Annotated in this window: 12 protein-coding genes; 9 read left to right on the top strand and 3 right to left on the bottom strand. The window is 41.2% G+C overall.

The features are described 5' to 3' along the window. Positions 1 to 11 precede the first annotated feature (11 nt). The 4 genes from IGJ25_RS15260 to IGJ25_RS15245 all read left to right on the top strand — a co-directional run bounded on the left by IGJ25_RS15260 (position 12) and on the right by IGJ25_RS15245 (position 3007). The gene (locus IGJ25_RS15260; protein WP_010749974.1) at positions 12 to 1037 is read left to right on the top strand and encodes a methionine ABC transporter ATP-binding protein; all 1026 of its coding nucleotides are present in this window, start codon (positions 12 to 14) and stop codon (positions 1035 to 1037) included. Continuing rightward, on the top strand, positions 1030 to 1689 hold the full coding sequence (locus IGJ25_RS15255; RefSeq protein ID WP_010749973.1) for a methionine ABC transporter permease: 660 nt from the start codon (positions 1030 to 1032) through the stop codon (positions 1687 to 1689). The genes IGJ25_RS15260 and IGJ25_RS15255 overlap by 8 nt, the downstream gene beginning before the upstream one ends. A gap of 183 nt (positions 1690 to 1872) precedes the next feature. Then, positions 1873 to 2205: a zinc ribbon domain-containing protein YjdM gene (locus IGJ25_RS15250; RefSeq protein ID WP_010749972.1), complete on the top strand. Its 333-nt coding sequence runs from the start codon at positions 1873 to 1875 to the stop codon at positions 2203 to 2205. Between the two features lie 94 nt (positions 2206 to 2299). Beyond that, the gene (locus IGJ25_RS15245; RefSeq protein WP_005228270.1) at positions 2300 to 3007 is read left to right on the top strand and encodes a zinc metallopeptidase; all 708 of its coding nucleotides are present in this window, start codon (positions 2300 to 2302) and stop codon (positions 3005 to 3007) included. A 71-nt stretch (positions 3008 to 3078) separates the two neighbouring features. Here the strand turns inward: IGJ25_RS15245 and IGJ25_RS15240 are convergent, their stop codons facing one another. Together IGJ25_RS15240 and IGJ25_RS15235 are read right to left on the bottom strand one after the other, a co-directional pair. After that, on the bottom strand, positions 3079 to 3771 hold the full coding sequence (locus tag IGJ25_RS15240; protein ID WP_010749970.1) for an HAD family hydrolase: 693 nt from the start codon (positions 3769 to 3771) through the stop codon (positions 3079 to 3081). A 2-nt stretch (positions 3772 to 3773) separates the two neighbouring features. Then, positions 3774 to 4559: a DeoR/GlpR family DNA-binding transcription regulator gene (locus tag IGJ25_RS15235; RefSeq protein ID WP_010749969.1), complete on the bottom strand. Its 786-nt coding sequence runs from the start codon at positions 4557 to 4559 to the stop codon at positions 3774 to 3776. Between the two features lie 236 nt (positions 4560 to 4795). Here IGJ25_RS15235 and lacG point away from each other — a divergent pair, with 236 nt between their 5' ends. The 5 genes from lacG (at position 4796) to IGJ25_RS15210 (ending at position 12004) form a co-directional block, all read left to right on the top strand. Next, positions 4796 to 6196 carry a 6-phospho-beta-galactosidase gene (gene lacG, locus IGJ25_RS15230; RefSeq protein WP_010749968.1) on the top strand — a complete coding sequence of 467 codons (1401 nt, stop codon included), beginning with the start codon at positions 4796 to 4798 and terminating at the stop codon, positions 6194 to 6196. A 24-nt stretch (positions 6197 to 6220) separates the two neighbouring features. After that, positions 6221 to 6538, top strand: coding sequence for a PTS lactose/cellobiose transporter subunit IIA (locus tag IGJ25_RS15225; protein WP_010749967.1), 318 nt, complete (start codon positions 6221 to 6223; stop codon positions 6536 to 6538). Positions 6539 to 6550: 12 nt separating this feature from the next. Further along, entirely contained in the window at positions 6551 to 8224 is a 1674-nt protein-coding gene (locus IGJ25_RS15220) for a PTS lactose transporter subunit IIBC (protein WP_010749966.1), read from the top strand. 15 nt (positions 8225 to 8239) lie between these two features. Continuing rightward, positions 8240 to 9871 carry a glycoside hydrolase family 53 protein gene (locus tag IGJ25_RS15215; protein WP_060791467.1) on the top strand — a complete coding sequence of 544 codons (1632 nt, stop codon included), beginning with the start codon at positions 8240 to 8242 and terminating at the stop codon, positions 9869 to 9871. A gap of 525 nt (positions 9872 to 10396) precedes the next feature. Continuing rightward, positions 10397 to 12004, top strand: a complete 1608-nt coding sequence (locus IGJ25_RS15210) for a CTP synthase (RefSeq protein WP_060791466.1) — start codon at positions 10397 to 10399, stop codon at positions 12002 to 12004. 263 nt (positions 12005 to 12267) lie between these two features. Here IGJ25_RS15210 and IGJ25_RS15205 read toward each other — a convergent pair whose 3' ends face one another. After that, positions 12268 to 12723, bottom strand: coding sequence for a YehR family lipoprotein (locus tag IGJ25_RS15205; RefSeq protein WP_005233973.1), 456 nt, complete (start codon positions 12721 to 12723; stop codon positions 12268 to 12270). Between the last annotated feature and the right edge of the window lie 197 nt (positions 12724 to 12920).

The following is a 12920-nucleotide window of genomic DNA, read 5'->3' as shown; positions in this document are numbered from 1 at the left end:
GGGCATATCTTATGGCAAAAATAGAAGTAAAACAAGTATCAGTGACATTCACTCATAAAAAACAAATCAAAAAAGCAGTGGATTCCGTTGATTTTTCCGTTCAAGCTGGAGAAGTATACGGGATCGTCGGATTGAGCGGGGCTGGGAAAAGTACCTTGGTTCGTACGTTGAATCTACTGCAGGTGCCCTCTAGCGGTCAAATTCTGATTGATGGTCAAGACATCACGCAAGCCAAAGGCAAACACTTGCGTGAAGTACGACAAAAAATCGGGATGATCTTTCAGCATTTCAATCTGATCCATAATCGAACCATCAAGGAAAATTTAGCCTTTGCTTTGCGCGCTGGTGATTATCCGAAAGATCAGCAAGAAGCGAGGATCAAGGAACTGTTGGAAATGGTGGATCTGCCTCACAAAATTCACGAGTATCCGAATAATTTGTCTGGGGGAGAAAAGCAACGAATCGGCATTGCACGAGCGATTGCCAACGAACCTGAGATTTTGTTGTGTGACGAAGCTACCAGTGCGTTAGATGTTGAAACGACTGAAGAAATTTTGAAATTATTGATCCGAATCAAGGAACAGACAGGCATCACCATCGTCTTTATCACTCATGAATTGGATGTTGCCCGTAAGTTTTTTGATCGGGTGGCAGTGATGGAAAAGGGGCGCATCGTTGAAGAACAAACGACCTATGGCTTGTTCAGTCAGCCTAAACAGCCTATTACGAAAAAACTGGTAGGCCGCTACTTGGATCTGACGCTTCCTGAAGAGATTCTAGCATCTTTCACGCAAGGCGACTTGCTGGAATTGCGCTACCAAGGTGAGTATACGTTAGAACCGCTGATTTCGACTGTAGCGAAAGCCTACGATGTGTCGATCAATATCATCCATGGGAAAATTGAGTATATCAAAAAAGATGTGATCGGTATTTTGTATATCTATTTGACGGGACCTGCCGAAGAAGCAGCAAAAGCCCAAGAACACTTAGCTGCGAACGTCTTTTCTCTAAGAAAGATAGGTGAGAAGAATGGCTGAAACGATTGAGATTTTAAAAACAAACCTGCCTCAAGCACTATGGGAAACATTCTTTATGGTGGGGACCTCAGCAATTATAGGAGTAGTTTTCGGCTTATTAATTGGATTAGTCCTGTTTTTAGTCGGCAGTAACCTTTTTCATAAAAATATTTTCTTGCATCATCTGGCCGATTTTGTCGTCAATGCAATCCGTTCGCTGCCATTTTTGATCTTATTGATTACGCTGATTCCGTTATCAGCGATGCTGATCGGTGATCCTTATACCCCAGCGGGTGGTGCGATTGCTTTATCGATTGCCGCGATTCCTTTTTACGCCCGAATCGCTGAATCCGCATTTGCCGAAATCGACTATGGCGTCCTTGAAGCCAGCGTCGCTTCTGGAGCATCGACGGGACAGATCGTTCGCGAAGTGATTTTACCAGAAAGTCTGCCAGCTTTGATTCGTGGATTTGTGCTAACTTTGATCAGTCTTTTAGGCTACTCAGCGATGGTGGGAACAATTGGCGCAGGCGGCATTGGCGATTTAGCAATTCAGTATGGTTATTATCGCTATGAAACGGCGATTTTGATTGTGGTGATTCTCCTGCTGATTCTTCTGGTACAAATCATCCAGTGGGTCGGCGATGCTTGTGCGAATCATTTCTCAAAATAATATCCAACGCTTTGTAGTTCCTTTTCGAATACACTTGAGTTATCGCTTCTGTTATTACTCTACAGAAGCGATTTTTTTTACTTACAGGTCACTGATTTTTGGTTGCACCTCTAATGGTTTTTCGGTATGCTGATGGTGAGTTGTTTTTTTACAGCGAAAATTATATTTTAAAGGAGCAACACTATGACTCAAATTCCTAACTGTCCAAATTGCCAATCTGAATACGCTTATGAAGACCGTGGGCTGTTTGTTTGTCCTGAATGCGGAAACGAATGGCAAGAGCAACAAGCGATGGAAGAAGCACCCGTATATAAAGATGCCAACGGCAATATTTTAGTCGATGGCGATACAGTAACGGTCATCAAAGACTTGAAAGTCAAAGGCGCATCTGGCGCCATCAAACAAGGAACGAAAGTGAAAAACATCAAATTAGTCGAAGGCGACCACAACATTGATTGCAAGATCGATGGCTTCGGCGCAATGAAACTAAAATCAGAATTTGTAAAAAAAGGTTAAAAACAAAATCTTCCAGTCATCTTCATAATTTTTTCACCACTTTAATGGTAAAATAAGGTCAAAGATTAAAAGGGGGAATTTTATCGTGTATGGTATGGGCGGATACGGGTTCGGCTTTTTTTATGACCCGACTTTCATTCTTGTAATTATCGGTATGGTGATTTCGCTAGCAGCGTCAGCGTACGTCAAAAGTACCTTTAACAAATATGACAAAGTCAGAAGTAAAAATAATATTACCGGCACAAAAGCGGCGCAGTACATCTTGCAAAGCCAAGGAATCAATAATGTGGGTGTGCAAGCGATCGCTGGTGATTTGACGGATAATTACAATTCTGGCAACAAAATGCTGAGTTTATCGCAATCCACTGCACAATCAACTTCGGTAGCAGCAATCGGTGTTGCGGCCCATGAGTGTGGACACGCAGTCCAAGATGCCAAAGGTTATTTTCCTTTGCGTTTGCGTCATGCGATCGTACCGATCGCTAATATCGGAACCAGCATCTCGATCCCATTGATTTTGATTGGGGTCCTATTACGAGGATCGTTTCTGATCAACTTAGGCTTGTTGGCTTTCTCATTGGCGTTTATTTTCCAATTAGTGACCTTGCCAGTCGAGTTCGATGCCTCAAAACGGGCGATCCGTATTTTGGCAGATGGTGGCTTGTTAACAGAAGATGAAGTACCACAAGCAAGAAGAGTGCTCTTTGCCGCAGCGTTGACGTATGTCGCAGCTGCCGTAGCAACCTTATTGCAGCTCTTACGTTTGATTATTTTATTCGGTAATAACAACCGTCGGAATTAGAAAATGGAAACAAATAATAACAAAGTGGCTCAATCAAGATTTCTTGGTTGAGCCGCTTTTTGTATGGAATATTATGATTTAACGAAAACTTTTGACAGGTGCTCTGTCCAAAAATCAGTAAAATCTTTGATGGTTCCATCTTTATTTAGCTGTGCCTGTTCAAATACTGATTTATTCTTACCGAATGGATCAATTGCGATAATTGTTCCAATCCCAGCACGCTTGGCAGCAAGCAAACCTGAATAAGCATCTTCGATAACAAGACAATCTGCAGGAGCTAAGCCCAATTTGCCAGCCGCTTTAAGAAAAATATCCGGTTGCGGTTTTCCAGGAAAAGAGCCATCGTCATAGACGATCTTATCCCAATCAAACCAGCGAGCTAAATCGAAAGTATCAAAATAAAAAGCAACATTCTCTTTAACAGTAGCGGTGGCGATCGTTAATGGAATCTGCTGGTCAGTCAGCTGATCAAGAGTCGCTTCAAGCCCCTTTGTCAATTGGAGATCGTTCTTATTTTGCAAGCAAAGCATACGATAATAGCTTTCTTTTTCTTCTGACAATACGGCGATCTCAGAGGCGGTCAAATGTTCTGAAATGAAATGTTTTAAAATCTCCGTATTCGTTCGACCATGGATATTTTTTAAAATATCCTCATCTGATAAACCATCTTTTGTATGATCATGAATCATGTGCAGCCAAGCAGCTTCATGTAGATGAGAGTCCAAAAACATTGTTCCGTTGAAATCAAAAATAATCCCTTTCATAGTTACGCTCCTATAGTGGTATTTTCGGTTGAATCAGCAATTTGCAGATCGACATATTGTGCATAGTGCTCTTGAACCTCTCGCGAGATCTGGCGATCCGTAATGAGTAAATCGAAATCATGTAAATTATAAAACACATAAAAATCATCGCGATTGAACTTTTTGTTATCAACGAGCAGATATTTCTTGCGAGAATTATTTAATGCGATCTGCTGCGCTTCTCCTTCTTCTGTACTGTAAGTAGAAATTGCTTCGTTGTGAACGCCATTTGAACTGATAAATGCTTTTGTAAACTTTAGTCTTCTTAAATTGTCGTTGGTGATTGGTCCCACAAATGCGCCGGTATTTTTACGGAAATCACCACCAATTAGTAAAATTTCTGGTCCATCTGCTTGCGCAAGAATATCAAAAACCGGGTAATTGTTTGTAATAATCCGAATTTTCTTGTTCAGTAAATGGGTCGCCAAAAGTTCGATTGTTGTACCTGGTCCTAAAAAAATTGTTTCGCCTTCTTGAATTGAGGAGGCTGCTGCGGCAGCAATTTCTTTTTTTTCTTGAATCTGCAGAGTGGCTTTTTCGGTGTGAGAAAGTTCTTGATCTAAAGTGTAGGAAAGACTTTGCGCCCCTCCATGGACACGTAGCAGCTTGCCCGATTTTTCTAATTCATCTAAATCTCTGCGAACGGTCATATCAGAAACATCTAATTGATTGATGATTTCATTAACGGTAAGGATTCCTTTTTTATTGACCATTTCTACGATAGTAAACAATCTTTCTTTTTTCAGCATCGTCTTCACCTCTAATTTAAGGATAATCTACCATATAATCGGATAACAGTCAATCTGTTTCAAACAAAAACAAACAATTATTTGCGTGATACATGTTTATTTCAATGGTTTTTATCATTTTTTTCGATTTTTGTGATTATTTATGTTTGTTTTTGTTGACAAATGTTTTGGATGCGATTACAATTCAATCAGTTAGAAAGTGTGGAAACTGATTATAGATTTGAGGAGAGATGTACATGCTTAAATTACCAGAAGATTTTATTTTTGGTGGAGCCACAGCAGCCTATCAGGTTGAAGGAGCCACTAAGGAAGGCGGCAAAGGCGCTGTTGCTTGGGATGATTTTTTAGAGGAACAGGGTAGATTCAGTCCCGATCCAGCAAGTGATTTTTATCATCAATATGCAAAGGATATTGAATTGTGTGAACGATTTGGTGTGAATGGGCTAAGATTATCCATTGCATGGAGTCGAATTTTTCCTGATGGTGATGGGGAACCGAACCCAGAAGGAATCGCTTTTTATCATCGTGTGTTCGAAGAATGTGCGAAAAGAAACGTAACGCCGTTTGTGACATTGCATCATTTTGATACCCCTAAACGTTTGTTTGACCAGGGAGATTTTTTGAATCGAGAAACAATAGAAGCATTCGTTTCCTATGCCATTTTTTGTTTTCATGAATTCAAAGAAGTGAAAGTGTGGAGTACCTTTAATGAAATCTATCCTGTTGCGACCAATCAATATTTGTTAGGCGTTTTCCCGCCAGGAATCAAATATGATTTTACAAAAATCATCGCCTGTCTTCATAATATGATGGTTGCCCATGCACGTGTAGTGAACTATTTCAAAGAAAACGAACTTCCAGGCGAAATCGGTGTCGTTCACTCATTGGAGACGAAATATGCGGCAACAGATGCTCCAGAAGATAAGCATGCAGCCTTTTTAGACGATGCATTGTCGATCCGCTTCTTATTAGATGCTACTTATTTAGGCTATTATTCAACTGAAACCTTGACTGCTCTTGATGAGATATGTGAAGCAAATCAGGCCAGCTATCATTTTCCTGAAGAAGATTTTGTCGAATTGAAAAAAGCCTCCACGCGTAATGACTATTTAGGGATCAATCACTACCAATGCCATTTTGTCAAAGCTTACGATGGAGAAAACGCGATCCATCATAATGGCACGGGTGAAAAAGGGACCTCTGTTTATAAAGTGAAGGGGATCGGAGAACGCATTTATAAAGAAGGAATTCCTCGAACAGATTGGGACTGGCTGATTTATCCAGAAGGGCTTTATGACTTGTTGTTGCGAATTAAAAGCGATTACCCGCATTACAACAAAATCTATATCACTGAAAACGGCATGGGGTATAAAGACCAGTTTGAAGATGGCATCATTATGGATCAGCCGAGAATCGACTATTTGAGAGTCTATTTGGAATCCTTAAGCAAGGCGATAACAGCTGGGGTAAATGTGAAGGGATATTTTTTGTGGTCGCTTATGGATCTTTTCTCATGGACAAATGGGTATAACAAAAGGTATGGCTTGTTTTATGTTGATTTTGAAACCCAGAAGCGTTACCCGAAAGAGTCAGCATACTGGTACAAATTAGTTAGTGAAACCAAAACGATTATTTAATAAGTAATAATGGAGGAAGAAAAGATGAATAAAGAGGAATTACAAATGCTTGGTTTTGAGATCGTTGCTTATTCAGGGGACGCTCGCAGTACATTATTGAAATTATTGAAAGAAGTAAGACAAGGGAACTTTGAGCATGTTGATTCAGCACTGAAAGAAGCCGACGAAAATTTAACCCTTGCACACAATTCGCAAACGAAAATTTTAGCGGAAGAAGCATCGGGAAAAGAGATGGAGATGGGATTCATTTTTATCCATGGACAGGATCATTTAATGACCACTTTGTTGCTGAGAGATCTGATTCAAGACTTTATTGCACTGTACAAGCAGAATCAAGGATAGGAGAAGAACGCTATGGATGGAATCATTAAACAAATCGAAAAAGGGAAACCGTTTTTTGAAAAAATCTCACGCAATAGTTATCTGGGAGCCGTTCGTGACGGATTTTTAACAGCGATGCCGGCTATTTTATTCTCAAGCATATTCATTTTGATTGCTGCGGTTCCTGAGATTTTTGGTTACCAATGGCCTGAAGCTGTCTCCACTTGGTTGTGGAAAGTCTATAATTATTCGATGGGGGTTGTAGGGTTACTTGTTTCAGCAACCACTGCTCGCTGCTTGGCTGATTCGATGAATCGCCGCTTACCGAAAAACAAAGTAATCAACACGACTTCTGTGATGCTGGCTTCTGTGGTAAGTTTCCTGTTGTTAAGCGTCTCTCCAATCGAAGGCGGATTTTCAACGGAATACATGGGGACAAAGGGGCTTTTGGCGTCCTTTGTCGCTGCATTTTTAACAGTTAATTTATATAAGTTTTGTGTGCTGAAAGATATTACCATTAAGATGCCTAAAGAAGTTCCTGGTACGATTTCGCAAACCTTCCGAGATATTTTTCCTTTCTCTTTTTCAGTATTTGCGGCCGTTTTAATTGATTTAGGTATTCGGCAAATTTTCCAAATCTCATTTGCAGAAGCAATCATTACTGTGCTGCAGCCATTATTCACAGCAGCCGACGGTTATTTAGGAATCGCTATTATCTGGGGAGCGATGGCGCTATTTTGGTTTGTCGGTGTTCATGGACCGTCGATCGTGGAACCAGCAATTGCAGCAATTATCTATGCCAATGTGGAAACCAATCTGCAATTGTTCAATTCCGGTGAGCAAGCTTCAAAAGTACTGACAGTCGGTTTAGGAAATTTTGTAGGAACTATGGGAGGAACTGGGGCCACATTGGTCGTTCCTTTTATCTTCTTACTCTTTGCTAAGTCTAAACAATTGAAGGCAGTCGGGAAAGCTTCCTTTATTCCAGTAAGTTTTGCTGTCAATGAACCATTGTTGTTTGCAGCACCCATGATTTTGAATCCTTATTTTTTCATTCCGTTTTTGTTAACACCAGTTGTAAACGTTTGCTTGTTTAAGTTTTTTGTCGATGTGCTAGGCATGAACAGTTTTATGTACGTTTTACCTTGGGCAACTCCGGCACCGATCGGTTTGGTTCTAGGAACAGGCATGGGGGTGTTAGCCTTTGTTTTAGCAGCGGTTCTAATCGTCGTTGACTTCCTGATCTATCTACCATTTTGTAAAGCATACGATGCTGTTTTAGTAGAGCAAGAAGCACAAAAAGCGGAAGTGATCGCAACCGAAGAAGGTGCTTCTGCTGCTATACGTGAGGAAGTACCTGTGGCAGCGAGACAAATTATCAGCGATACAAATAAAGAAATCAATGTGTTGGTGCTTTGTGCTGGAGCAGGGACAAGTGCGATGTTAGCTAATGCTTTAAAAGAAGGTGCATCTGAATCGAAAGCACCGATCAGTGCAATGGCGGGTGCTTATGGTTCTCATTACGAAATGCTGAAGGATTTTGATATGGTGGTCTTAGCACCGCAAGTCAATTCTTACTATGATGATATCAAAGAAGATACCGATCGCTTAGGAATCAAGCTGGTTGCGACAAAAGGAGCAGAATATATCGGATTAACGAGAGATCCTGAAAAAGCCGTTCAATTTATTCTGAGCCAATTTCAATAAAGGAGGAGCAAATGAATGAAAAAGGGAGCTTGGTTGCGTAAAGTCGCTTTATTTGCAGCTGTGATAGGGACTTTGGGGGCTGTTTCAAAAACAGTTGAAGCATCTGCCAGCGAGTTTATTCGCGGAGCAGATATTTCAATCTTGTCAGATATGGAAAAATCTGGTGCAAAATATTATGAAGATGGTATTTCAAAAGATGCCTTAGAGATTCTAAAAAATAATGGTGTCAACTATGTTCGACTGCGTTTGTGGCAGGATCCTTATAATAGTAACGGAGAAAGTTATGGGGCAGGGACAAATGATCTGGAAACGACGATTGCCCTTGCAAAACGAGCAAAAAGTCTTGGACTCAACGTGTTGCTAGATTTCCATTACAGTGATTTTTGGGTTGATCCTGGGAAACAGAATGTTCCTAAAGCGTGGCAAGATCTGACCTTTGAAGAAATGAATACGGCATTGTATGACTATACAAAGAACGTTCTGTCGGAAATGAAGCAGCTAGACGTTTATCCTGATATGGTTCAGATCGGCAATGAACTGAATAGTGGCATGCTCTGGCCTTATGGCAAGTCTTGGGGAGAAGACGGGGGAGAGTTTGATCGATTGGCTACTTTTTTGAAGTCTGGTGTCCAAGCTGTTCGAGACACTCAACCTAAAACAACTCCAGTAATGCTCCACTTAGCTGATGGTGGCGATACAGGAGCATTTACTTGGTGGTTTGATGAAATCACCAGTCGGGGTGTGTCATTTGATTTAATTGGAGTATCGTATTATCCGTATTGGCACGGTTCAATGAATGAACTTCAAACCAATATGAATACGATCAGTCAACGGTATGGCAAAGAAGTGATCGTAGTTGAAACAGCTTATGGGCATACAACAGCGAATGCAGATACTATGCCAAATGCCTTTGGCGAAGCCGAAGCAGCGGCGGGGGGATATGAACCAACGCCGTCAGGACAAGCAGAGTATTTGCTGGATCTAGCCGATCGTATTCAAGCGGTGCCGAATGATCGCGGGGCGGGCTTCTTTTACTGGGAACCTCTTTGGTACAACGGAAACGTGAGTTGGGCAACACAAGCAGGTATGAATTATCTCGGTGTTCAATCCACTATGGGAAACGAATGGGACAACCAGGCGATGTTTGATTTTGCTGGAAACGCCTTGCCAAGCTTGCGTGCGTTTAAACAAGCAGGGACGCAAACAAATCTGGTTAAAAATGCAAGTTTCGAGAGCGATGGACCAACGACCAGTCCTTCTGATTGGCAAACGTGGTTTCAACAAGGAACAGCTGAAGGTACGATCAAAACGGAAGCAGGGACTTTTTTTGGAGACTACAAATTAACTTTTTGGAAGGACCAAGCTTACGAGGCATCAGCTTATCAAAATATTAGTGGCATCAGCGATGGAACTTACACATTGAGTGCCTACGTAATGTCTGGGGGAGAGTTTGATACCAATCAGTTATATATCAAAAATTATGGTGGAGCGGAACTAAATACTGCGGTTGATAAAACCAGTGAATGGACAAAAATTACAATCAAAGACATTCCAATTACAACAGGTGTTTGTGAAATCGGGGTTTATAGCAAGGCTTCAGCAAATGCTTGGACGAACGTTGATTTTGTTTCGTTGGTGAAACAATAGTCTAAGGATTGCTGCGATTGATCCTCAGAGCTCCCTTTCAACCGCATCACTAGCGTAGAAGGCAGGAATCGAACCTGCACCTCGTCTTTGCCAAAAATAACCAGAAATACGTTCCGATCATTTTTACCAAAACGAGTAAAGCGCCAGACTTCATCTACACTTTGTATTATGCCAAAGAGAGTTCAACGATTTCGTAAGAAGCAATGAAAAATTTGCAAAAAGTTGTGCAGAAAACATGAAGGTTGTTTAAGAAAGAATAACCATAGAATTTAGTCGAGAAAAAGAAGGAACCAGCTGTATCAATAAGTAAAGCGGTTTGTCTGGAAACTTCGTTTTTTTCTGAAAAAATCAAATAAAGTTTTCTTGACATTTGCTAGGTGAGAATGTATCATTCTGTTTGGGCACTCTTTACAAGAGTCAGAAAGTGATTTAGAATTTTCGCTCCCTATTCATTTATGGATAGGGAGCTTTTATTATTTTCTAAATGCTTTTCCTGTAAAATAGATTAAAGGAGTTTTTCAGTTTATGACAAAATATATTTTTGTAACCGGCGGTGTGGTTTCTTCTATTGGTAAAGGGATCGTAGCAGCATCATTAGGACGTCTGTTGAAAAATCGCGGCTTGAAAGTAACGATTCAAAAATTCGATCCGTACATCAACGTCGATCCAGGAACGATGAGCCCATACCAACATGGTGAAGTATTCGTAACCGATGATGGAGCAGAGACCGACTTAGACTTAGGTCACTATGAACGCTTTATCGATATCAATTTGAACAAATACTCAAATGTAACAACTGGAAAAATCTATTCAGAAGTTTTGCGGAAAGAGCGTAAAGGAGAATACTTAGGCGCGACTGTTCAAGTGATCCCGCATATCACCAACGAGATCAAAGAAAAAATCATGCGGGCAGCCAAAATGACTGATTCAGATGTGATCATTACAGAAGTCGGCGGTACAGTAGGGGATATTGAATCATTACCATTTCTAGAAGCTTTGCGTCAAATGAAGGCAGACGTAGGTTCAGACAATGTGATGTACATCCATACGACGCTGATTCCTTATTTGAAAGCAGCAGGCGAAATGAAAACCAAACCGACACAACATAGTGTGAAGGAACTGCGCGGCTTAGGGATTCAACCAAATATCTTGGTCGTTCGGACAGAACAACCCGTAGGACAATCAACGAAAAACAAATTGGCACAATTCTGTGACGTGGCACCAGAAGCCGTGATCGAATCTCGTGACGTTGAGACCCTTTATTCGATCCCATTGGCACTGCAAGCGCAAGGCATGGATCAAATCGTGTGTGATCATTTGAAACTGACTGCACCAGCTGCTGACATGACTGAGTGGCAAGCATTGGAAGAAAAGGTACTGAATTTGAAGAAAAAAGTACGCATCGCATTAGTCGGAAAATACGTGGAATTGCCAGATGCTTATCTATCAGTTGTCGAAGCTTTGAAACATTCTGGTTTTGCCTTTGATGCTGACATCGAGATCGATTGGATCAAAGCCCAAGAAATCACACGAGAAAACGTGGATTCTTACTTAGGTGAAGTAGACGGTATTCTCGTTCCTGGTGGATTCGGTGATCGCGGGATTGAAGGAAAAATCGAAGCGATCCGATATGCTCGGGAAAACGATGTGCCATTCTTAGGGATTTGTCTAGGGATGCAAATGGCTTGTGTGGAATATGCCCGCAATGTCGTTGGCTTGGAAAATGCCAATTCCGCAGAAACCGATCCTGAAACAGCCAACAACATCATTGATTTGATGGCTGACCAAGAAAACATCGAAAACTTAGGTGGGACATTGCGCTTAGGCTTGTACCCATGTAAAGTGAAAAAAGGCACCAAAACAGCTGCAGCTTATGACGGAGAAGAAGTTGTTCAAGAACGTCACCGTCATCGTTATGAATTCAACAACAAATACCGTGAAATCTTTGAAGCAAACGGGATGGTTTTCTCAGGTGTATCACCAGACAATCGTTTGGTTGAGATCGTTGAGATCCCAGAAAACAAATTCTTCGTGGGTTGCCAATTCCACCCAGAATTGATTTCTCGTCCAACTCGCCCACAACGCTTGATCAAAGCCTTTGTTGGAGCTTCATTGGATAACCGCCAACCATAATAATCGCTAGCGGCAAACCAAGCAATGAATGTGCGAAACTCCTCATCTCAAGATGGGGAGTTTTTTTGAGTTGCGCCATCCCAGTAGTCCGTAAAAGGTTGAAACTTGCATGAGCGTTGGTAGAAGGTATCCATTTCTGCACACAAAAAACTTCCGTCAAAACGACCGGAAGTTTTTGGCTGATGCATTATTTTTTTCGCTAGCAGTTTGAATGAAATCCGCCAGCGGGAAACCCATGTTGATTTGCTGGTGCCTAGAGAGGATTATTCTTTTAGCTTATACCCTTGATCTAAGAGCATTTCCTCTGTACGTTCCATGCTGATCCCATTTTCGGTGTTTCCTTCGAAACTAACCCCAGGCAATTGTTTCGCTGAATCATAATCCAACTCATCATAATTGATGGTCAATGATTCAGTCGCTTCACTATCTGTATAGTCGAGGGAATAGTCCAACCCTTTGACTTGCTGATACTGTTCTGCAATCGGATCAAGCACGGTTTGTGCTTCTTCTTTAGTCGTTACCCCGATCGCTGAATAAGGCATGACATTGTTCGCAGTCTGAGTTTTTACTTTATCGCCTTCATAAGTGAAGACCAGTTCCATCGAAACCCCATTTTGATCCATTGTGAATGTTTTGGTTTCTTCCTTGGCCCCCGAGCTACAGCTTGCCAAGAAAAGAACTCCGATGACTGCCAAAAATCCAATAAGCGCTTTTTTCATTTTATCCCTCCTTTTTTACATAATAATATAGCCGCTTTCACAAGGCTATTCTTATGCTCAAAAGAGAAGAAGAAAGGATTTGCTGGAAGATTATGATAAAATAACGAAAAAATATGTGAAATTTTTCTCGAATTTTCACATGCCGATTTGTTATCTAACGACCACAGACAGAAGAGCAAAACCTTACAGAATCCTAG

Source organism: Enterococcus sp. DIV0240d (assembly GCF_051711245.1).
In the GTDB taxonomy this organism is placed as follows: domain Bacteria; phylum Bacillota; class Bacilli; order Lactobacillales; family Enterococcaceae; genus Enterococcus_D; species Enterococcus_D casseliflavus.
Note: the sequence above shows the minus strand (reverse complement) of the source record. Positions and strands in the feature narration are given on the sequence as shown.

What these genes read in the sequence shown, in the direction of transcription:
- lacG (WP_010749968.1), top strand. Translation starts at nt 4,796, where the DNA reads ATGCTTAAATTACCAGAAGATTTTATTTTTGGTGGAGCCACAGCAGCC.
- IGJ25_RS15220 (WP_010749966.1), top strand. Translation starts at nt 6,551, where the DNA reads ATGGATGGAATCATTAAACAAATCGAAAAAGGGAAACCGTTTTTTGAA.
- IGJ25_RS15245 (WP_005228270.1), top strand. Translation starts at nt 2,300, where the DNA reads ATGGGCGGATACGGGTTCGGCTTTTTTTATGACCCGACTTTCATTCTT.
- IGJ25_RS15210 (WP_060791466.1), top strand. Translation starts at nt 10,397, where the DNA reads ATGACAAAATATATTTTTGTAACCGGCGGTGTGGTTTCTTCTATTGGT.
- IGJ25_RS15225 (WP_010749967.1), top strand. Translation starts at nt 6,221, where the DNA reads ATGAATAAAGAGGAATTACAAATGCTTGGTTTTGAGATCGTTGCTTAT.
- IGJ25_RS15235 (WP_010749969.1), bottom strand. Translation starts at nt 4,559, where the DNA reads ATGCTGAAAAAAGAAAGATTGTTTACTATCGTAGAAATGGTCAATAAA.
- IGJ25_RS15250 (WP_010749972.1), top strand. Translation starts at nt 1,873, where the DNA reads ATGACTCAAATTCCTAACTGTCCAAATTGCCAATCTGAATACGCTTAT.
- IGJ25_RS15255 (WP_010749973.1), top strand. Translation starts at nt 1,030, where the DNA reads ATGGCTGAAACGATTGAGATTTTAAAAACAAACCTGCCTCAAGCACTA.
- IGJ25_RS15240 (WP_010749970.1), bottom strand. Translation starts at nt 3,771, where the DNA reads ATGAAAGGGATTATTTTTGATTTCAACGGAACAATGTTTTTGGACTCT.
- IGJ25_RS15215 (WP_060791467.1), top strand. Translation starts at nt 8,240, where the DNA reads ATGAAAAAGGGAGCTTGGTTGCGTAAAGTCGCTTTATTTGCAGCTGTG.
- IGJ25_RS15260 (WP_010749974.1), top strand. Translation starts at nt 12, where the DNA reads ATGGCAAAAATAGAAGTAAAACAAGTATCAGTGACATTCACTCATAAA.
- IGJ25_RS15205 (WP_005233973.1), bottom strand. Translation starts at nt 12,723, where the DNA reads ATGAAAAAAGCGCTTATTGGATTTTTGGCAGTCATCGGAGTTCTTTTC.